The sequence below is a fragment of the Myroides sp. DF42-4-2 genome (genome assembly GCF_030326445.1).
In the GTDB taxonomy this organism is placed as follows: domain Bacteria; phylum Bacteroidota; class Bacteroidia; order Flavobacteriales; family Flavobacteriaceae; genus Flavobacterium.
Genome location: NZ_JACAKI010000001.1, coordinates 386,922 through 408,891, shown reverse-complemented (window position 1 = coordinate 408,891; position 21,970 = coordinate 386,922). Strand labels below are relative to the sequence as shown.

The following is a 21,970-nucleotide window of genomic DNA, read 5'->3' as shown; positions in this document are numbered from 1 at the left end:
AACTAATGGTAAATCGTCCATTCAATCATCTCCTATATCCTCCCCCTTCTTTTTACATCACTTTTAGATGGAAACTTTCCTTCGAGTTAAAGTTTTCATAAATCAATGGAAACTTTAAAACCAATTCCGTTTCCTATTTATATTTGCCCGACTAAAAAGAGATACATGGAAACTTTAATTTTAGAAAAAGCAACTCAATTGTTTTTGTCTCAAGGATATAAGAGCATCACAATGGATGATATTGCAGCAGAACTGTCGATATCTAAAAAGACAATTTACCAACACTATGCATCAAAACCTGAACTGATAGAAAAGAGTTTGGTCTACATCAACGATAAATTCTTAAAATCACTTGAAGTACTATTTGCACAAAACAAAACGGCTATAGCGGAAATAATCGCGGCCCATAACAATATAAATGAAGTATTTGCGGTTGAAACCTCTGTTTGCTTGTATCAACTGAACAAATACTATCCGAAGATTGCACAGAAGCAAAAGATCATCCACAAGAAAAAATTTGTGGGCATTATTGAGCGCAACTTGGAAAAAGGAATAAAAGAAGGGGTATACCGACCGAATCTAGACGTTGAATTTACGGCACGTTTCCACATTGCTTCTGTAGTTTTAATCGATGATCACGATTATTTTGAACCAGAGGAATATACTCACATGGAATTACACGCCTTGCATCTCGATCATCACATGCGCAGTATCACCACAGAAAAAGGCCTCAAACAATACTTAGAACTCAAACAAAGTATCATCAATGAATAAAACTTTCCTCACCCTATGCAGTCTATTTTTCCTCAGTCAAGGATGGGCACAAACACCTGTATTGACACTAAAAGACGCCTTACACTACGCTTTAGTTCACAAATCGGAAGCTCAACAAGCCTCCTTGGACATTGTCAACAGTGATTACCAAATTCAAGAAGTGAAAGCAAATGCATTGCCACACCTCAATGTGGAGGCGAATATTGCCAACAACGTTAAAATCCAGGAAATGCCTTTAACGCTAGGTGGGCAAACGCAAATGATTCCCTTCAACTTGAAGTGGAACTCCCAAATTACGGCTACTGCTTCTCAAATATTGTTTAATCAGGCAGTTTTCATGGGATTAAAAGCGGCGCGTTCTGCCAAAGAATTCTATGTGATCAACAAGGAGTTGACAGACGAACAAATCATTGAAAAAGTTGCTTCAACGTACTATCAAGTTTTTCAATCTAAAGCGATGCTACAGACTTTAGAGACAACTATTACGAGTACGACACGCATCAAATCGATCATCGAAGATTTGCACAGCAACGGTTTGGCAACACAGATTGATTTGGATCGAACAAAAGTAAGCCTAAGCAATCTAAAAGCAACTAAACAACAGTTAATCAACGCAGTAGAACTACAGCAAAATGCTTTAAAGTTCTTTATGGGAATGGATTTAGACACACCTATTCAGTTGCCTGACAATACCTTTACTATTGATGAAAGCGTAGTATTGGCTGAAAATAAAATTGATCATCGCACGGAAGTATACTTGTTAGAGAAGCAAAAAGAGCTCTTAACCTATAAGCTCAAGTCAATACAGGCAGATTACTATCCTAGCTTATCAGCTTTTGGTACGTTTGGTTATCAAGGTATGGGGGATAAGTTTCCGTGGGGGGCAAAGCCGAATGACGGTGTATTTTGGACGAGTGCATCTGCCGTAGGAATCTCGCTTAAGCTACCTATTTTCAATGGTTTTGAAACAAAATCAAAAGTAAAACAGGCCAAAATAGAGATTGAAAAGCTAGCAATTGAATTGGACGATACCAAACAAGCCTTGCATTTAGACTTTGCAAACGCGCAAAAGTCAATTGAAAATGCACTAATCACGATTAACATTCAGAAAGAAAACGTAGAACTAGCGAAGAGTATTTTGACCAATATGCAGAACAACTATCAACATGGATTGGCTACTTTGACTGATCTACTCAATGCGGAAAATGCTTATACCGAAGCGGAGAATAATTACACAACTTCTCTTCTCGATTTCAAACTAGCTGAAATTCAAATTATTAAATCTCAAGGAGAGCTAAAAACCTTACTAAACTAATTCTTCATCTAATCTCAAACAACCATGAAAAAAATAATAACAGCGTTAGTCCTAGTTGCTTTAATTGGCGGGACCATCTATATACTAGAGCGAAACAAGACTCAGAATGATGCGGAAACAGCTCTTGTTGCCCAGCAGGATGCGACGATAGCTGTACGTGCGGAGCAAGCGAAAGTACAGGTCGTTGACGCTACCTATAAGGCCAATGGAAACTTTGTTCCTTTTCAAGAAGTAACGATTGCAGCGGAAACACCAGGACGCGTAGTACGTCTGTTGGTAGAGGAAGGAGCTAGTGTGCGCAAAGGGCAAACTTTAGCACTTGTCAATAGCGATCAGATCAACGTTCAAATTCGCCATGCAGAAGCGGCTTATGCCACTGCCAAAGCGGATGTTGCCCGTTTTGAAAGTGCCTTTACCACAGGGGGAGTGACCCAACAACAATTGGATCAGGTAAAACTCATGCTCAAAAACGCAGAAGCCAATTTAAAATCAGCACAAATCACCGCTGCTGACGCTAATATTAAAGCACCCATTGACGGTGTTATCAACAAAAAACACGTCGAACAAGGAAGCTTTGTTGCACCAGGCGCCCCTCTTTTCGATCTTGTCAATGTCAATCAGTTAAAACTACGAGTGAACGTAGACGAAAGTCATGTAGCCAATTTAAAGGAAGGAGATCTTATCCCTGTAAAAGCAAGTGTGTTTCCCAATGAAACTTTTGAGGGTAAAGTAACGTTTATCGCACCGAAAGCAGACGCTGCACTAAACTACCCTGTAGATTTATTACTGACCAATGGCAAAGACAAGCAATTGCGTGCGGGAATGTATGGCTCGGCATATTTTGATGCAGATAAAAATCAGGATACACCTCTACTGCTTGTTCCTCGTGATGCCTTTGTAGGTAGTGTAAGTTCCAATTTAATTTATCGCATCATTGATAATAAAGCAGTTGCTACACAAGTGGTATCGGGTAGAAATCTCGGAGATTTTGTTGAAATCCTCGACGGATTAAAAGAAGGAGAGCTTATCATTATCTCCGGACAAATCAACTTAACTGATCAAGCACCTGTATCTATTATTAAATAACATCCTAAAAGAGAGGATTGACATATGAAAATAGCCGAAATATCCATAAAACGTCCGAGTATCATTATTGTACTATTTATTGCATTAATTCTCGGAGGTATTTTTAGTTATAAAAACCTCAGTTACGAGCTTATTCCAAAATTTGAAGTAAACGTAATTACGGTTGCCACCGTATATCCAGGAGCATCTCCTTCGGAAATAGAAAATACGGTCACCAAGAAAATCGAAGATGCAGTTGCTTCCTTGGAAAACGTAAAGAAAGTAGAGGCGTTATCGTTTGAGAGCTTGTCGACGGTCATGATTTACTTGACCTCAGAAGCAAATGTCGACTTATCGCTCAACGATGCTCAGCGCAAGATCAACGCCATTCTCAAAGATTTACCCAAAGACGTTGATCCACCATCTTTACAGAAATACTCACTGAGTGATTTGCCCATCATGACGTTGAGTGTAACGAGTAACCTGACAGAAAAAGAGCTTTACGATTTATTAGACAAGAAAATCCAACCGATTTTTTCACGTGTAGCTGGTGTTGCAAAAGTGGAATTAGTAGGGGGTGAAGAGAGAGAAATTCAAGTTTTACTTGATCCCAAGAAGATTGAAGCATATGGCTTGAGTGTCCCTATGGTACAACAAGCAGTTTTGAGTGCCAACTTAGACTTTCCCACGGGGAGTGTAAAGTCCCAAGACAAGCAAACACTGATTCGCTTAGCAGGGAAGTACAAAGACATTGAAGAAATGCGAAACTTAGTTATCGCTTCTCAGCAAGGTATTGACATTCGCCTACGCGATATTGCTGACGTACAAGATGGCATTAAAGAAGTAGAGAAAATCGCGCGTTTAAATCAGCAGTCGACCATTTTGATGCAGGTGATTAAACAGTCTGACGCCAATGCGGTGACGGTAAGTGAATTGACGCAAAAAGCTATTGCCGAGGTTGAGCAAAACTATGCGGACATTCAACTGAACATTAAAACGGCCAACGATTCTTCCCAATTTACATTAGAGGCAGCGAATGCCGTTATGTTTGACTTGTTCCTCGCGATTGTATTGGTTGCTTTTGTGATGCTATTTTTCTTGCACAGTTTTAGAAATGCCCTAATTGTAATGGTAGCCATACCGCTATCGTTGGTTGCTACCTTTATCGGTATCTACCTCTTGGGCTATTCCCTAAACTTGTTGAGTTTACTCGCTCTATCCTTAGTGGTTGGGATTTTAGTAGATGACGCTATTGTGGTCATTGAAAACATTCACCGTCATATGGAGATGGGGAAAAACAAGATACGCGCCTCCTATGACGGAGCGAAGGAAATTGGTTTTACCGTAACAGCGATTACCTTGGTCATTGTGGTGGTGTTCTTACCCATTGCCATGTCTTCGGGATTGGTACCAAACATTATCAAGCAATTCTGTGTAACAGTAATTATAGCCACCCTATTGTCATTATTGGTATCCTTTACCATTGTTCCGTGGTTATTCTCTAGATATGGAAAGATTGAGGTGATTCATCCTAGCTCTTTCTTTGGAAGAATATTACATGGATTTGAAAGAGGATTAACCTCTTTTACCCATAGTATTTCAGGTCTATTAGTATGGTCGTTAAAGTCGACCAAAAACACTGTTATTGTGTTGATTGTTGTAGCAGTAGCCTTTTTCGGATCGCTCTTACTTCCCGTTTTTGGTTATGTTGGAGGAGAATTCTTCCCCAAAACGGATAAAGGAGAATTTTTAGTTCAGTTAGAACTAGACAAAGATGCATCGGTACAACAGACCAATCGCATGACGCAAAAGGCAGAGGCTTTTTTGCGCACAAAATCAGAAGTAGTTGATATGATTACTACGGTTGGACAATCATCTGAGGGTTATGGCGGAAGCCAAGCGACGAAGTATAAATCGGAGATTCACGTCATCTTAACGGATAAGAAACAGCGCAGTGAGAGTTCTTTCGTCTATGCTGCAAAATTAAAAAATGAGCTTGCACCCTTGATGGTAGGGGTAAAAGTAAAAACGGTTCCTGTAGGGTTAATTGGTGCAGAAGAAGCGCCTTTAGCACTAACAATTACGGGATCTAACTTAGATGATGCCATGGATTTTGCGATTCAAGCCAAAGCGTTATTGGATCAAATTCCGGGTACGATGGAAACCAAATTAACAACAGAAACAGGAAGTCCTGAGATCAATGTACAAGTAGATCGCGATAAAATGGCGGCACTTGGATTGGACATGTATACCGTAGGGATGACGATGCAAACGGCGTTTAATGGTAATACAGATGGGAAGTATAGAGCAGGTGAATACGAATACGACATCAACATACGCTTTCAGGAATACGCTCGTACAACGATTGACGATGTTAAAACGATCAACTTCAAGAACAACCAAGGACAAGATGTGAAATTAGCGCAATTTGCTACGGTAAATTACAGCTCAGGTCCGTCTATCTTGGAACGAAGAGATAAGAGTCCGTCGGTAACGATCAAATCACAAACGATAGGTCGTTCACCAGGTGCGATTGCCGAAGAGTGGTTGCCTCAATTTGATCAGTTGACACCAAAGCCAGGGGTAAAATATCAATGGACAGGGACCATGGAAGATCAAGAGGAAGGTTTTGGTACTTTGGGAGTTGCTTTATTGGCGGCTATTATTTTGGTTTACTTGGTTATGGTTGCGTTATACGACAGTTTTTCCAAGCCGTTCATTGTTATTTTCTCTGTTCCACTTTCCTTTATTGGTGCTTTACTTGCACTTGCGATCGCGAACATCTCCCTGAATATTTTTACTATTCTAGGTATTATCATGTTAATTGGTTTGGTGTGTAAGAATGCTATTTTACTGGTTGACTTTGCCAACCATCGCGTCGAAGCTGGAGACAGTGTACACGATGCACTTATTGCGGCAAATCACGCGCGTTTACGTCCAATTTTAATGACGACAATCGCCATGGTGATCGGAATGGTGCCTATTGCACTTGCCAGTGGTGCTGGTGCTGAAATGAACAATGGATTAGCCGTTGTAATTATTGGGGGACTACTTTCCTCCCTCCTCTTAACCTTGGTTATTGTACCTATTATCTACTCTATTTTTGATAAAATCGGACAGCGATTTGGCAAAAGAGATAACGTAGATTATCAGGCAGAAATGGAAGCAGACTACGAACCGAATCACAATTTCAGTGATCATCACTAGGAGTTCAATCCTAGAACGAACTAAAATAAACGAAAATAGAGTAGCATATTTTTTCTACTCTATTTTTTTTTCTTAATCTAAAACAACTTTTTTGTGGGTTGGACTTCTTATTTTTATCCCTTTAACTATGTTGTCTTATTGTGAAAAATAATTATATACAATCCTACTCTATTGCTGATATCCTAAACCGATATGAGCGTTTTATTGTAGATAAGCGATTGGCTGTTGTAGAGATTGGGCCAAAACACAGTCAGTATTTTGTGATTGGAAAGCCGTATAAATTCGCCTCCTTCGGATTGATTCTCATCACTTCGGGAGAATGTGAGATTACGGTCAATTTAGAACCAACTAAGGTAAAAAAGAACGATATTCTCGTGGTGTTACCACAGCAGTTTTTTGAGATTATTCAATACACGAAAGACTTCAGCGTACAGGCGTTTTTTGCCAGTGGCGAGTTGTTTTTAGATGCTGGATTTCACTTAAAGTCCAACAATCTCATCCAGTTTTTCTCCTCCCAATATCCCAAGATAATGCCGTTAAACAACTACATCATCAAAGAGATAAAGTACCATTTGAAGCGACTGAACAAATTAGTTTTTGCCCAAGACAATATGTTTACGCATCAACTGATTTTACATCATTTCTCTATACTGATGTATGAGCTAGGTCACTTTTACAACAAGCGGGTTTTGGCAAAAACAGAAAAAAAGACATTGCGAAAAGAAGAATTGACCAAGAATTTCCTCTTACTTGTTTCCACGCATTATAAAAAAGAGAGAAGCGTACAATTTTATGCAGATCACATGTTTATCAGCAGAAAGCACCTGACTAAAATTATTGCGGATGTATTTGGCAAAGCCCCTAAAGATATCATTGTAGAAACCATTATATTGGAGGCCAAAATATTGCTAAAAAATCCCAATAATACCATCACACAAGTGGCCAATGAATTAAATTTTCAGGATGTTGCGCTCTTCAGTAAATTTTTCAAAAACAGCACCGGTGTGTCACCTCGCGAATTTAAGTTAACAAATTAACAATTAGTAAAATTAATTGCGCCTTTTTGACAACTTGTTCCGTTTATTTAACCACTGATATTTTCGCAAAAAAAGCGAGATTTGAGTCTTTTATATGGGGACAACCCCTTTACAAAAGAATTATTTATTATTTGCATATAAGACGCAAAACTAACAAAAATGTTGAGAAACAAACAACACTATGCTCAAATAACAGCCATTGGGGGATATCTACCGAAAAACAAACGCACCAATGCTGATTTAGAACGTTTATCAGACACATCTGACGAATGGATCATGAAAAGAACAGGGATCAAAGAGCGACGTATATTAGAAGATGGACTAGCGACATCAGATATGGCTGTTGAGGCGATAAGAGAGCTGTGCGAAACGTATCAAAAAGACTTGAAGACGATTGATGCCTTATTGGTTGCCACCTCGTCTCCGGATATGCCAATGCCATCAACGGCAAATATCATATGTGATAAATTAAATTTAACCAATGTATGGGCTTTTGATATGAATGCGGCTTGTTCTGGTTTTTTATACGCTTTAGATATGGGAGCTGCTTTAGTGGAGACAGGTCGATACAAGAATGTTGTCATCGTTGGAGCAGACAAAATCAGTTCGTACGTCGATAGCAAAGACCGTTCGACCAATATTTTATTTGGCGATGGCGCTGGGGCAGTATGGCTTGAGCCCTCACGAGAAACTGGGGTGCTAGATGCTTTATTGCTCAGTGATGGCAAGGGAATAGAGTATTTGAATATCAAAGGAGGAGGCTCGCGTTATCCTTATGATGGAGAGCATTGGAATGCCGATCACCGCTACTTAAAGCAAGATGGAAAAGTGGTTTTCAAAAATGCAGTAACGGCGATGAGTCAAGCCTGTCAATCACTTTTGGACAAAAACGGCTTAACTGTAGAGGATGTCAATTGGTTGGTTGCTCATCAAGCCAATAAGCGAATTATAGATGCCGTAGGAAAAGAATTGGGAATTGAGGAAACAAAAGCCTTAAACAATATTACCTATTCCGGCAATACGATTGCAGCTACTATTCCGCTTTGTATTTGGGAGTATAAAAATCAAATTAAAAAAGGCGATTTACTCTTACTAACTGCTTTTGGTGCAGGATTCTCCTGGGGAGCAAGTCTTTTACAATGGAATATCTAACCCTTATATCGAAACAAAGAGGTCTTCCGCAGGAAGACCTCTTTGTTTAAACTATATAAAATCAATAGGTTCAGATTATATTGCACGCCACTTATATTAACTCTTCTGGGAAGTTGACATCCTTCTCTTGGAGATATTGAATTAATTTGCCATGCTTCGTTTGCAAATCAGAAGTACAATCACAGGCAATCGGACAAATTTCAAAAGGAGATATTTCCAAAATCACAGCGATCTCATTTAAAACATCATTTTTTAATTTTGTCTTTCCACTCTCAATATCAGAATATGCCTTTTGTGAAATATTAAGCTTCATAGCTACATATTCCTGAGAAAATCCTAATTCTTTTCTTCTTGAACGCATTTTTTCCGATTGAATTTTACATTTTTGTGTTGGTGTTTGCATAATAAACCTTGAGTTTAATAAATTATCTATCACAAAGGTAACACTTTATTATATTTTAGTTCCATTTTATTAAACTTTATCGTACCTTTGGGTAACATAAACAACAAAATCAATGTCAAGCTTAAAATGAATACGCTGAAAACTGAAATTCAAAAATTCATATATGCTTAACGAAAAACTGCTTTCCCCAAAAGCAGTTTTTTTTGTGTTCAATTTTATCCTTTTACTGTTCACTATCGAACACTCCTTAGCTAAATCAAAAAAATAACTGATTCTTTTTCAACACACTACAACACTATTTTTTTCCTGGCACAACTTTAGTCCTTCATCTGGCAAATTAATTAATCGATGAAAACTAAACTAATCACCTTTTTCATTTTACTGCTTTCTTTTTTAAGCCAAGCACAATCAAAGCTATCTGGATCACTTTTGGATTCAACTCATCAACCCCTTGACTTTGCTGAAGTTCTTTTATTGAATGCACAGAATCAACTGATCCAACACACCTATACAGATGCTGAAGGGACTTTCGTTCTTGATGCCATAGCATCGGATACGTATATATTGCGCATTCAAGTACTAGGCATAAAGCAATACGAAACTACACTGTCTATTCAGGCAGATCATCAATTAGAGCCTATTGTCATCCAAAGTGACCAACAATTAGACGAAATTGTTGTGACGACACAAGCCAAATTAGTGGAGCACAAAATTGACCGTACGGTGTTTAATATAGAACAATCGGTACACGCGAACAACAGCAATGCCAAAGAGGTATTGCGACTTACACCTGGGCTAAAAGTAGATAAAGATCAGGTTGCCCAGATTGGAAAAAGCAGTATGCAGGTCATGGTCAACAATAAACTCCTCCCCCTTACGGGAGAAGATCTGATCAATTACTTGAGCACCATACCGTCAGAAACGATAAAAAAAATAGAGGTTATCACAACGCCCCCAGCCAAATACGAAGCAAGTGGCAATAGTGGATTAATCAATATCGTGCTAAAAGAAGGCAAACACAACGCCTGGAACAATCAAATTAGCACTGGATTTGAAACGGCTGACAAGGCAACCTACAAGTTCAGCAATGTATTCAACTACAGCAAGAACAAAGTATCTCTTGCCGCGTCCATTAACGCCAGCACGGGTTACAACCAAGAAATTGGAAAAATGGATTTACACTACCCTACTGAAACATGGAGAACGGTATTTCGCGAAACGAAGAAAAAAGAGGATTTATCGGGTACGTTCCAATTGGATTACCGAGCAACTCCAGCAACGGGATTTGGGGTTCAATACAGGGGCAATACATACAAACAGGACACAGAGGACAAAAATCAAACACATGTGTATAACCTTGTTGATAACTTAGTTAAAAACATAGAAACGAAGGGAAAATCGACGCCAGATTTCAACAATCACGCAGTCAATTTAAATTTTAATCATTCCTTTGATACAGTGGGAACTAAACTCAACTTAGACTTGGATTACTTTAACTATTCAACACAAAAAAATCGAGTTTTCAACACAAAAACAACAGCTGTTGATAACGTTGTTAACAAAGATCAATATTCTCAAACAGATGGCGATCAAACCATCGATAATTACAGCGCTAAACTGGACGTAGAACAGCCGTTATCTTTTGTCAACCTCAGCTATGGAGCCAAAGTGAGTTATGTACAAACAATCAACAACGCCAATTCGTTTAATACCCATGCAGGATCAACCACAAGAGAAATCATCCAAGCCGATCACTTCGTATACAGGGAGAATATTCAAGCAGCCTATATTAGTGCTTCAAAATCATTTGCTGAGCGATGGGAAGCCCAAGTGGGTTTGCGCTTAGAAAGCACACAAACGGTTGGTGAATCTGCTGCCCATCAATCTAAAGAAAAGACCAGCTATACAGAGCTTTTCCCTAGTGTATATATTCAGTACAAAATGCATGCTGACCACACCTTTTCCCTTACCGCTAACCGCCGCATTAATCGTCCTTCCTTTTGGCAATTAAATCCGTTTAGATGGTATGTGAACGAGTACAACTACGTGACAGGAGATCCCTCGTTAAGACCGACCTTCACCAATGCAATAACCATGGGGTATACCCTAAAAAACAAGCTGTTTATCAACGCTTCTTATTCGAAAGTGAAAGATTTAGCGACGCAATTCGCTACCATTGACAAAGTCAACAATATCCAAATTTTACAACAGGCTAATGTCTTTGATGCGGAAAACTACAACCTAAGCCTTTCACATATTCACGACGCCTGGTACTGGTTGAATGCACAAAACACGGTAAGTGTATTTTACAACAGCACTAAATTAATACTGCCTATTGACCTAAAGACAAGCAATGGTATGGGGTATTACTTCAACTCGAACAATACGATCCATCTAAATGCTGACAAAACGCTTCAGGCCCAAGTAGATTATTTTTATCAATCCAAATTAAAAAACGGAAACTGGAAGCTCAAACCGATGCACGGATTAAACCTGGGAATGAAATACGCCATGTTAGACAAAAAATTAAATCTATCTGCCTATATGCACGATATATTTAGAACTTCCAACTTGAGAGCGGCAGCAACGTCGGATGGCGTTAAGCAAGACTATGACATGTACAGCGACAACCGCTATTTTACTTTGGGGTTGAGCTTCAGCTTTGGAAATTCAAAAATAAAGGTAAGCGAACGTCAAGGGAGCAACAAAGAAATTATCAACAGAAAGTAAATAGCATTGTTTATAACTATGTTAACAAGAGTAAATATAGAGTCGTGTAAAAGGCATTTACAGCTTGTGCATACAAAAGTTATTAACAATTATAAAATAGTGGTAACAAAACCATTACTCTTGCTACTAATGAGAATCAACTCAGTTACAAACAGAAATAACCCTACTTGTTAACAACCTTATCAACACTGTTAATAAGTAGGTTTTAACTCAAACCTTATGAAAAAGAAACTTACACTATTTATGATGTTTTTATGTGGTATTGCCGCGCTACAAGCACAAAATAGCTTAAAGGGAAAAGTACTCAACCAAGAAAATCAGCCCATAGACTTTGCGGAAATACACCTGCTCAAAGGGTCGAATAATCAGCTTGCCCAACAAGGATTTACCTCTGAAACTGGAGACTTTCAACTCACGAATCTACCGTCTGCCACGTACAAGCTCAATATTCATTACTTGGGGCAATTGCTTTACACCAAAGACATTATCCTGGAAAACGATCTAGACTTAGGGGAAATCACAACGGAATCGACTACGCAATTAGGGGAGATTGTCCTTCAAGCGGAAAAGAAACTCGTTGAGCGAAAAGCGGACCGTTTGGTTTTCAATACTGCCAATAGCATTGCATCCCAAGGAATGGATGCGATGGAAGCCTTGACTAATACTCCCCTAATTAAAGTTCAAAACGACAAGATTAGCATTGTTGGCAAAAGCAATGTAACCGTGATGATTGACGATAAAATTGTTCATCTTCAAGGGGATGCTTTAACGAATTACTTAAAGACATTGCGTTCAGACGATATTGAAAAAATCGAAGTCATTACCAATCCCCCTGCAAAATATGAGGCGAGTGGGAATAGCGGTTTGATCAACATTGTATTGAAGAAAAACAAATCGCTAGGCCTATATGGTTCAATCGGCAGTTCATATAGTTACAACAACTTCAATTTTGCCTCAACTAATGCTAGCTTAAACTACCAAAACAAAAAATGGAATATGATGTTGAAAGCAAATGGCAACAAAGGGAAATATGGCAATAAAAACACTTATGCTTACCGAGACGAGAACCGTATCTTAGATGCTTATGGTGATCCAACGGGAGATTATACTGCAGGTGGATTAAACCTAACCACGAATTATCAACTGTCAAAAAACGGAGTAATTGGTGTGACCTATGACTTATCGAAGTACAAAACAGAAACAAAAAACAACAATATTTCGAAGTATATTTCTGTTGCCCAACAAACAACAGATTCTATAATTAACTCATTAACAAAAGTAACTTCTGACAATATATATCACACATTCAATACTTTTTACGATCATAACCTAGACACTTTAGGGAGTAAATTGTCTTTGGGGATTAATTATTTTACCACTGTACCGGAGGAGAAAACGACAATGGATGAGCACAACACTCCGAGTAACTACAAGAGATCGACCTATTTCACCAACGATCTAAACTATCAGATTTGGAGTGCTACAGCAGATCTTATGTTTAAATTACCCTGGGCGGATGTTGAGTTTGGGGGGAAATATTCCAACTACGACAACCGTTCCAAAATCTTGTATTACAACGGAGCGGAAGGGCAATTTGTCTATGACACTACACGCAGCAATCGCTTTAATTATCAGGAAGACAATTATGCGGGATATTTGAGTATACACAAAAAAATAAACGATAAATGGAGTGTAAAAGGAGGTTTGAGATTTGAGCAAACCGAAGTTGAAGGTCATTTAGTAGACACAAATGAGAAATTCAAAAAGTCGTACAACAAATGGTTTCCAACGGCTTATATTTCTTATACCCCCAATGAAAATCACGCGTTTAACCTCAGCTATTCCAAACGTATCAACCGCCCATATTCTAGTATTTTGAATCCTTTCCGCTATTATGCGAATAGCTATTCGTACAACGCTGGAAACCCCGATTTAGACCCTTCCTTTACCGATAATTACGAGTTAAGCTATTTATTTCACGGTGCCCTATCGGTGAGTTTAAACTACTACCATAGCACAAATTCATTTGATCAATATTCTACCATGGAAAACGATGTTTTCATCAGTACGTATTACAACATTCTCAACAATGACACCTATGGATTAAATGTGTCTTACAGTGAAAAAATAACGGGATGGTGGCAAACGAGTACAGGATTAGATGCGTATCTATCAGACGCGTACTACCGCAATAAATTAGCGAATCACGTTGCTCAAAAAGGCATTGGATTCAGCTATTATTCACAAAATACTTTTACAGTAAACCAAGCTAAAACCCTGAGTCTATTTTTAAATTGGTATCATCAAGTGCCACATAAAGAAGACAATACGAGTTATGGAAAGTATCAATCCCTATCAACAGGGGTAAAAGCGAATTTACTCAACAAAAAATTAAATCTAAGTTTGACGTTATCGGACGTATTCAACACGGGTAAATCAAGTGGCACCTCTTATTTCACAGACAATATACAAACCTTCAGCAATACGTGGAACAGCAGAAGATTAACCCTTGCAGCAACTTATACTTTTGGAGATAGTTCAAATAAAAAGAACATCAAAGAAGCCAACTTTGAAGAAAAAAGTAGGAGTAGCAAATAGTTGACTAAGGGCAAAACAAATGTGATTAAAATTCGCTTCAACTGTTAAAGAAAAATTTAACAGAAAAAAACAACTTCAATTGTAACAAACCCAACACAGCCCCTACTAATAAGGAATAATGCAAACAATATTGCGCTGTTTTACTTTAATAAAAAGTATATGTTCAGGAAAGTCTGTTTGACTTATACTCTTCTTCACCGAAACTTATAAGTCTAAACACTTTTATATAAAGTGGCGTGATGACCCATTTTAATTGATTAGTTAGTTAACGTCCCTTGTATGTACATACAAGGGACGTTTGTATTAGAGCCACTGGTGTTCTTGTTTCACGTTGGGTTCATGTAGTTGATTGACCAAGGCGAAGGTACGTGCGTGTAGTAATTCTTTTCTTCCTTCAGGTGTTCGGGTATAAACAATTCTATTTTTCCCTACTCGACGTGACCATTGCTGTGCGAAGTGATTAACGCGAGCCCTATTCACTCCGATACACTCAGGCACTGCATGATAATCTGACTCGCTATCTTGAATTGGCAATAGCGTTTTACGTTCTATGACGTAGCGCGGATTTTCAATTGGCGAAAGTATTTCTTTCATGCAAGAGGCAAAGATATGGCTCTCGCGTAGGGTAGCTCCAGCTAAAGAACAAAAAACACCTCCGCCAAATTCCAAGTTACTCACGATCTGTATGGAGGCTCGAGGGGTAGATAACAAGTCAAAATGACATAAGGTGTTGCACAGTGCTTCGCCAATTTGGTGCACGTCTTGACGGATATCCCCAAACTTGCGATACATCTTATAGTACTTCCATCCCTTCCATCCGAAACGCATGCCCAAGCCCAATATAAATGTTTGAAAAAGCCAATAGCCTAAAGACCACAAGCTCAAACCGTGTAATAAGACGCCTTGACCCAAGCCGATGAGCTGATATACAAAAAATAAAATAGCGGAACAAACAAGGCTAAACAATACAGATACCACGGTTTTATTGGTATAAAATTGTTTGGCTTTTTTGAGTTCTCTTCTTTCTTTAGGGGAGGAATACAACACACGTACTCCCTCAGCTAAATGGCTTCCTTTCTCAATCGCGCTTAACCACTTTTCTTTGATTTCACTTCGTTGTTGAGCGAATAGAAGTGTACGTTTATTTTGGGTTTCTACATCAGTTTGATTGAATTTCTGTTTGAAATTTATCTCTTGTAATCGCCCTACTCCATTAGATATATATACCTTTTCTTTATCATGGCTAGCAGAGATTCCGACAAAAGTTTGGAATCTTTTGTGGATGATGTCCCAATCTTTTCCTCCTTTATCGGCATACTCATCAATACAGGCTAAATGCCAGATATTGGCCGTTTTATTGGGGTCTTTTGGATTAATGCGAAAGGCTCGTCCCCGTACTTGGTTAGAAGTAATATACGCTCCGATTGAACTTGCCATGACTAAAGAATTGATCGCTGGCGCATCCCATCCTTCGCCGAGTAATGCTTTAGTGCCAATTAAAACATGAATTCTCCCCTCCTCTACAAGCTGAGTCACCCAATGTATCACCTGTGCTTTTTGCGCCAAGGTAGGATGCAATGCTACATAGCATTCATCATAAGCTAAAGGAGTATAGGCGAATGAACCGCCTTTTTGCTGCAAAGCCTCCAAACAAGCAAGAGGAATCAATATGACAGAGCCCGTTAGAACAGCAAGTGAACAAGTCTTAAGTTTCTTACGTCTCAGGATTTCAAAAATGGATAAGACTCCTAATTTCGTCAAAATTGTAGGTGGTGCTAGTGTGGTGCTGTAGTATTCTTTTTGAATATAATCCGTCAAGATAGCCTTTCGCAAAGATCCGCCAAGCACTCCAAATTCAAAATCGACAATTTGAGCAATGCTCTCGAGCTTACTCAAACTAGAGAGTAGCGCATCATCTCCCTTATGGTCTTCTACTAGTTGTACTTGTCGATAAGCGATTAATCCACTCTTTTTTAACTCCTGGAGCAATTCTGCTCTAAAAGCCTCGTATCCATCAACTTCTACAAAAAAATCAAGCCCAGAAAAACAATAAAAGTGAAGCATTTTTTCAAACCATACCAAATCCAAAGGGGGCAGTTCATCTTGGGTTAATCCCAACACTTTTAAGTGTATTTTATCAAGGGATTGATCCTGCTCTTTGATGAAAACCAAACAAGCTACATAGGTCGTTAAGTTTTCGTAAATCCAATCTAAATATTCAAGGGGACGCTGTAAAAAAGGGAGTTGTTTTAGGGTTTGTACTAAAACTTCATTATTCTTATAGGTCGTATAGCAATTGAATACATTTGCTTTATGGGCAAGTATTTTCTCTCGTTCAGCTTCAAGAGGCAGACTGTAATAGATTAGGTCTTGATGTGGGCATAAGTCGCCGACCTCTAGTAAAGTAGGTATCGCAATTTCCTCATCTACGGGTCCTGCTAACTCCATATAGCGTTGCCATTCGAAATTTGTAGCTCCATAGGGAGGGGTTGCTGTCAGTCCCACAACAGTTGGATTAAGTTTTTTGTCTAACAAATCCAATGCCTTCCACCACTCTTTACGCAAGTGATGCACCTCATCAACGAGCAGAGTTTGAATACCAGCTTTCTGCAATTTGGCAATAACTTCTTCTGCATGTGCATTGGTATACACTGTGTGTTCTTCGAGCATTACTTCTTCATCGCCTTCTTCGTCCTCGCGCAAATAGTTAAAAGCAGCGTGTAATCCCTGATAAGTAGAAACCGTCAAAAACTTTGGTTGATCCAGATGGGTAGAAATCCAATCTGGAACTTCCTCAACTTGTAAGAATAACGTACAAAAACGATCAATCCACTGATTTTTTACCGCCAACGTAGGTGCTAAGACCAAGGTTGGTTTATTCAGGCGAAGAATTACTTCTAACCCCAAAACAGTCTTACCCGATCCTGGTGGTGCAACCAGGTGTAATTTATCGTCATTCAAATGACTGTCTAGCTGATCTAGTACTTTTTGTTGATAGTCGCGCCACGGATATTTGAACGCAATAGCAGTTGGAAAATGTCTCAATATGTTCGTTATTTCTTCCTTAAAATTAAGCAAGGTTTTTTAGGAAACAAAGCCTTTTAAATGTTTTTACGAACACAGTGTAAAGTCATATTTTTTTCATTATTTTGTAGAACTATCAATATTTGATACGACTAAACTGGCTTTCCCATAATTACAATGACGACAAAAATTCAATTCAAATTAAGTAATGATGTCCTTCTTACTGTTATTCAGATGGTTGAAAAAACAGATGACTATATTGTACGTTCAATAAAGGATGCTTTATTGGTTAGTATAAAAGAAGATCTGATTGCAAAACTGGAAGACAAAGCCAAGAATATTCAGAAGCAAGTTTCAATTTTAGATCACAATAAAAAGCATGCGATCGTTTTGAAGTACCATGAAGCCTATACGATGTATAAGCTTTTGGAGCTTGTATACGAAAAAGAGAAATTCGCAGATCATCCGCATATCAAAAAAATCAAACGCCTTTTGGTAGACCTAGAAAATAAAGTAGAGAGTTTTACTACCGAAAACCAAGCGAATGATACGACGGAAATTAATCCACCAGTTTTAGCGGCATTTCCTAGTTTAGGGGTCAATGAAATCATCATTGAAGAAGCTACTATTTTAGAAACGGAGAGCCTAGATCCCCGTCTCGATGATGCATTAGAAGATGAAAATAATCCAACCTTGGATCCTGCATTGGACATCAACGAGATTATGGTGAAGAACTATTCCATTTTTGATATTTTAGAAGAAGCAGATCCGACTCACCTATCGGTGGAAGAGGACCACAGCCTAGCTATTGAAGTAATAGCGGATGAAACCACATTAGATCCATCACCACCTCAACAAGCGATCGTTGCCGAAGAAATACATGATGATATTGCAGAAGATAGAGTGCAGGACACAACAGAAGAAGTGGTACAAGTAAATGCAGCAGAACCTACAGAAGTAGCAGAACCTTTAGAGAAAGAAGTCGAACCTACAACTCCTAAGCAAGAAGAATCCTTACTTCCTTCTTGGGCACAGCAACCTACTACTCCTATTTTCGACGGTATTGTTACAAAAACTTCCATTTGCATTGAACCCGAGGATAGTTCTACTTGTTCGACGATAGAACCTCAAGAGGAGGAAGAAGAAACACTCAATCTTTTTGAGGGTGATCTACCTCCTATTCAACCTCAAGAAGAGAAGGTGGAAAAAGAAGGAAAAAAAGAAAAAAAGAAAGCAATAAAAGACAATACACAGCAAGGACAAATTAGTCTTTTCTAACTAATAATGAAGAGGATCGTCTACTGGACATCCTCTTTTTTTATGCAGAAATGCAAGAGTCAAGCTCCTGTGTTTCCCTGCATATCAAGGCGTTTAGGTTATTTAATGCATCTGCACTTCGTTCGGATTAGTTTTTTCTAACCTACTAATTATCAAAACTTTTTTTCCTTTTGTCTTATTTTTTTATCTTTGCCCTAGTATTAACGAATAAATAATCGAATGGATATATAAATAAGTATTTCGTTTAGTAATACGAGTTGTTTCCAACTTGTAGGAGCAAACATTTTCTAATGGCATCTATCTTCCATAGATCCGCAATACTTATTTATTATGTGATTTCACATCCAATACCGTGAGTAGTGGTATACGGGCCACAATAGTATATTACTCATTCAATTACATTTGATTATTATGTCTATCGTTATAAAAAATCTATCCTACGAGCATTCGGATAAAACACCTTTATTTGACCACGTTGATTTGGTGCTAAACAAAGGGGAGAAAGCCAATTTAATTGGTGCAAACGGAACAGGTAAAAGTACGCTGTTGAAACTGATTGCAACGACACCACTGTCAGCAATTCAGCTTGGAGGTACTGCTTACTATTTACCTCAGATTAACACCAATCAACTTACTGGACAAACCATAGAAGAGGCCTTACAAACAGCTAAAAAACTGCAGGCTTTGCACCGCATTTTACAGGGTTCAGTAGAGGAACAGGATTATGTCGATCTAGATGATGATTGGCAAATCGAGGAGAATATTGCGCAAGCACTTCAATACTGGCAGATAGAAGGAAAGGATTTAACCCTTCCCATGCATCAACTGAGTGGAGGACAACAGATGCGCGTGTATTTTGCGTGCATTCACATTCACCAACCGGATATCCTTTTATTGGATGAGCCAACGAATCACATTGACCAAGCTACGCGTCAGCTTTTATTTGACTTTTTGGATCAATACAAAGGTACTGTACTCCTGGTAAGTCACGATATCGAACTGTTAAATCGACAATCGCTCACCTTTGAAATTACAACCCATGGGATAAAAGTGTACAAAGGCAATTACGACTTTTATAAAATGCAAAAACAAGAGGAATTATCTTCCCTTCAGCATCGAATTGATACGCTTTCTAAGGATATGCGTCAGGTAAAAACGGAACAACAGAAATTGCTTCAAAAGCAACAGAAAGCAGTAGGCCAACATAAAAAAGCAGAACAAAAAGGGGGATTACCTAAAATTGTTGTCAATACGCTCAAAAATGCGGCAGAGAACAGCAGTGCAAAAAGCACGGAAGTACAAGTAGAGAAACAACAAAAATTACAAAGAGAGCTTTGGGAGTTAAAAGACCAATTAGAACAGGTCAAGCCTTTTCATTTGAACTTCAACTCTTCGAACTTACATCCCAATAAAGTGTTGTTTCAGGTAAAAGAAGTCAACTATCAATATGAAGTGGCAGCAGATTTTATCTGGTCTACTCCCTTGAATCTAGAAATACGAAGTGGAGAACGCCTAGTAATTGAAGGGGCAAATGGCTCTGGGAAATCAACATTATTGCACCTATTAGCAGGAAATCTACAACCTACTACAGGCGTGGTTGAACGATTGACCGCCAATTTTGTTTACTTGGATCAATTTTACGCCCTACTCGACCACCAAAAGACCATACTGGAACAAGCCCAAGTTTTTAACCACAACTTACTGGATGAAGCTAGTTTAAAAAACACCTTATTTCAATATGGTTTTCGACCAGAAAGTTGGACCAAACCAATTGTACAACTAAGTGGTGGGGAATGCTTGCGATTAACCGTTTGTTGTTTGAATCTTTCCCTATCTTCTATTGATGTTCTACTGCTAGATGAACCTAGCAATAATCTAGATATTTTTGGGCTAGAAAGTTTGTATCAAGCACTAAAAACATACCAAGGAACGATTGTACTTGTCTCGCATGATATGAATTTAAGTCAAGCCATTCAACCCAATCGCGTCATTGAAATGTAATTTTATTTGAGGGGAAGTAGCACGAAAATGCTAGTACGAACAAATAGAAAAGCAGACTTACCACACCGCATGTCCTGCTGACGTAGGAAGCCTCGCATCCGTTTATCAACGCTTGTCAAAAACAGGGTAAAAGAAACGTTGGATGCGCTCCTTCTTCCGTCAGGGTGACATCGCGTGTGTAAACGTAGTACTAATAGAAAAGGATAAATAAGAAGTTCTCACATTGAAAAAAATTCCTTCAAAAAGATCTTACTATTCTTCTTCATCTATTCTATTACCTTGTTCAAAAGCGTTCTAAGCTCCTGATACAATTCATCGCCCTTTTGCTCAGCAAAACAGCTACTTCTTCAAGCCATTTTACTAGAGTTTTACCCTCTTTTAATGTTCTTACTTTGGCTATATTGAGGCTACTTACAAACTATTTAATATAGGTTCTTTATCTGATAGTCTCCTTCAGATTTTTTTTCAATCTCACTTATTATCATATTAAAATTCTGATAATATAATGGCTCGCCCGTTTCATCAGAAATTACTAAAAATTCTGATGTGTCAAAAATTGATTCTTTAATTATTACAGTCCAAGTATCGATATTTTCCCCACTGATGCTTTTTTCAACATCTTTATTACTAAAGGATATACTCTCTATATCACTTTCTTTGAAAAAATCTGGATTTAATGATTTTAATATTTTTATTGCTTTAACAAGTATCTCTTCATTAGTATATTTCATATCATCTATTTAATTTTAATTGGCTCTAAATCATATTTTTTTACTCTTAATCTGTTTATAGATGTTAATGCATCATTTAATTCTGCTTTAGTCCATTTGCTTCTATTATTCAATATTTGTTTCCATACATACATCTCTTTATCTAAATCTTTTAAATTTATAGGCTACTTCTCCCACTTCTTCAAAATGTTTTACATGCGACATTTCATGAAATGCTATCAGTTCTGTCGAATTCTTTATCAAAAAAAACTGTTTTGTAGGTGCGTGGAAACCACCAACTTTAGGTGGATTAAACGAGTACATATATCTTATAAAATTATCATATATTTTAAAATTATCTATTGGTTTAAATAATTTTGTAATAGATTTTGAATCTCCTTCCACAATTAACTGAATCCCCTTTTTATTTAAAATACCTCTCAATTTCCTAATTTGAGAGGCTTTTAACACATTACCTCCTAAATTTCCTACTCTACGAGTAGCCATCTAGTCTAAGTCAGATTTTGTTAGATTAGGAATCTCTGTTGAGTTTCTTTCAAACCGCTTACTATTGGTCTTCATCCATTCTATTACCTTGTTCAAAAGCGTTCTAAGCTCCTGATTTGGATTTTAGAATTGTTTAATAGATAATGTAAATTTAGCTTTAGAATTAGTT

At 38.1% G+C, this 21,970-nt stretch carries 14 protein-coding genes; 10 read left to right on the top strand and 4 right to left on the bottom strand.

Going from position 1 to position 21,970, the window contains the following annotated elements:
• The first annotated feature begins 165 nt into the window (after positions 1-165).
• The 6 genes from HX062_RS01820 (at position 166) to HX062_RS01795 (ending at position 8,550) form a co-directional block, all read left to right on the top strand.
• Entirely contained in the window at positions 166-774 is a 609-nt protein-coding gene (locus HX062_RS01820) for a TetR/AcrR family transcriptional regulator (RefSeq protein ID WP_182625501.1), read from the top strand.
• Complete coding sequence (locus HX062_RS01815; protein ID WP_182625500.1) at positions 767-2,089, top strand: TolC family protein; 1,323 nt, start codon at positions 767-769, stop codon at positions 2,087-2,089. Before HX062_RS01820 ends, HX062_RS01815 begins: the two co-directional genes overlap by 8 nt.
• A gap of 24 nt (positions 2,090-2,113) precedes the next feature.
• Complete coding sequence (locus HX062_RS01810) at positions 2,114-3,175, top strand: efflux RND transporter periplasmic adaptor subunit (RefSeq protein ID WP_286466154.1); 1,062 nt, start codon at positions 2,114-2,116, stop codon at positions 3,173-3,175.
• 24 nt (positions 3,176-3,199) lie between these two features.
• On the top strand, positions 3,200-6,361 hold the full coding sequence (locus HX062_RS01805) for an efflux RND transporter permease subunit (RefSeq protein ID WP_286466152.1): 3,162 nt from the start codon (positions 3,200-3,202) through the stop codon (positions 6,359-6,361).
• A gap of 140 nt (positions 6,362-6,501) precedes the next feature.
• Positions 6,502-7,398: a helix-turn-helix domain-containing protein gene (locus tag HX062_RS01800; protein ID WP_286466150.1), complete on the top strand. Its 897-nt coding sequence runs from the start codon at positions 6,502-6,504 to the stop codon at positions 7,396-7,398.
• Between the two features lie 159 nt (positions 7,399-7,557).
• Positions 7,558-8,550 carry a beta-ketoacyl-ACP synthase III gene (locus tag HX062_RS01795; RefSeq protein ID WP_182625496.1) on the top strand — a complete coding sequence of 331 codons (993 nt, stop codon included), beginning with the start codon at positions 7,558-7,560 and terminating at the stop codon, positions 8,548-8,550.
• Positions 8,551-8,641: 91 nt separating this feature from the next.
• On the opposite strand, the gene HX062_RS01790 is transcribed toward HX062_RS01795, so the two are convergent.
• A complete protein-coding gene (locus tag HX062_RS01790; RefSeq protein ID WP_286466148.1) occupies positions 8,642-8,986 on the bottom strand; it encodes a helix-turn-helix domain-containing protein in 345 nt (114 codons plus the stop codon).
• Positions 8,987-9,301: 315 nt separating this feature from the next.
• Here HX062_RS01790 and HX062_RS01785 point away from each other — a divergent pair, with 315 nt between their 5' ends.
• Positions 9,302-11,683, top strand: coding sequence for an outer membrane beta-barrel protein (locus HX062_RS01785; protein ID WP_286466147.1), 2,382 nt, complete (start codon positions 9,302-9,304; stop codon positions 11,681-11,683).
• 219 nt (positions 11,684-11,902) lie between these two features.
• Positions 11,903-14,281, top strand: a complete 2,379-nt coding sequence (locus tag HX062_RS01780; RefSeq protein ID WP_286466146.1) for an outer membrane beta-barrel family protein — start codon at positions 11,903-11,905, stop codon at positions 14,279-14,281.
• A 303-nt stretch (positions 14,282-14,584) separates the two neighbouring features.
• Here HX062_RS01780 and HX062_RS01775 read toward each other — a convergent pair whose 3' ends face one another.
• On the bottom strand, positions 14,585-17,326 hold the full coding sequence (locus HX062_RS01775) for a DEAD/DEAH box helicase family protein (protein ID WP_286466144.1): 2,742 nt from the start codon (positions 17,324-17,326) through the stop codon (positions 14,585-14,587).
• Between the two features lie 156 nt (positions 17,327-17,482).
• Here HX062_RS01775 and HX062_RS01770 point away from each other — a divergent pair, with 156 nt between their 5' ends.
• Both HX062_RS01770 and HX062_RS01765 read left to right on the top strand, forming a co-directional pair.
• A complete protein-coding gene (locus HX062_RS01770) occupies positions 17,483-18,583 on the top strand; it encodes a hypothetical protein (protein WP_286466142.1) in 1,101 nt (366 codons plus the stop codon).
• A 411-nt stretch (positions 18,584-18,994) separates the two neighbouring features.
• On the top strand, positions 18,995-20,584 hold the full coding sequence (locus tag HX062_RS01765) for an ATP-binding cassette domain-containing protein (RefSeq protein ID WP_286466140.1): 1,590 nt from the start codon (positions 18,995-18,997) through the stop codon (positions 20,582-20,584).
• A 422-nt stretch (positions 20,585-21,006) separates the two neighbouring features.
• Here HX062_RS01765 and HX062_RS01760 read toward each other — a convergent pair whose 3' ends face one another.
• Together HX062_RS01760 and HX062_RS01755 are read right to left on the bottom strand one after the other, a co-directional pair.
• Positions 21,007-21,315 (bottom strand): hypothetical protein, encoded by a 309-nt coding sequence (locus HX062_RS01760; protein WP_182625490.1) that lies wholly within the window; start codon positions 21,313-21,315, stop codon positions 21,007-21,009.
• Between the two features lie 138 nt (positions 21,316-21,453).
• The gene (locus tag HX062_RS01755) at positions 21,454-21,801 is read right to left on the bottom strand and encodes a hypothetical protein (protein ID WP_286466138.1); all 348 of its coding nucleotides are present in this window, start codon (positions 21,799-21,801) and stop codon (positions 21,454-21,456) included.
• Positions 21,802-21,970: the final 169 nt, after the last annotated feature.

Excerpts from the sequence above, each read along its gene's own strand:
- HX062_RS01780 (WP_286466146.1), top strand. The coding sequence starts at position 11,903 with ATGAAAAAGAAACTTACACTATTTATGATGTTTTTATGTGGTATTGCC.
- HX062_RS01755 (WP_286466138.1), bottom strand. The coding sequence starts at position 21,801 with ATGGCTACTCGTAGAGTAGGAAATTTAGGAGGTAATGTGTTAAAAGCC.
- HX062_RS01760 (WP_182625490.1), bottom strand. The coding sequence starts at position 21,315 with ATGAAATATACTAATGAAGAGATACTTGTTAAAGCAATAAAAATATTA.
- HX062_RS01805 (WP_286466152.1), top strand. The coding sequence starts at position 3,200 with ATGAAAATAGCCGAAATATCCATAAAACGTCCGAGTATCATTATTGTA.
- HX062_RS01810 (WP_286466154.1), top strand. The coding sequence starts at position 2,114 with ATGAAAAAAATAATAACAGCGTTAGTCCTAGTTGCTTTAATTGGCGGG.
- HX062_RS01815 (WP_182625500.1), top strand. The coding sequence starts at position 767 with ATGAATAAAACTTTCCTCACCCTATGCAGTCTATTTTTCCTCAGTCAA.
- HX062_RS01770 (WP_286466142.1), top strand. The coding sequence starts at position 17,483 with ATGACGACAAAAATTCAATTCAAATTAAGTAATGATGTCCTTCTTACT.
- HX062_RS01820 (WP_182625501.1), top strand. The coding sequence starts at position 166 with ATGGAAACTTTAATTTTAGAAAAAGCAACTCAATTGTTTTTGTCTCAA.
- HX062_RS01765 (WP_286466140.1), top strand. The coding sequence starts at position 18,995 with ATGTCTATCGTTATAAAAAATCTATCCTACGAGCATTCGGATAAAACA.
- HX062_RS01795 (WP_182625496.1), top strand. The coding sequence starts at position 7,558 with ATGTTGAGAAACAAACAACACTATGCTCAAATAACAGCCATTGGGGGA.
- HX062_RS01785 (WP_286466147.1), top strand. The coding sequence starts at position 9,302 with ATGAAAACTAAACTAATCACCTTTTTCATTTTACTGCTTTCTTTTTTA.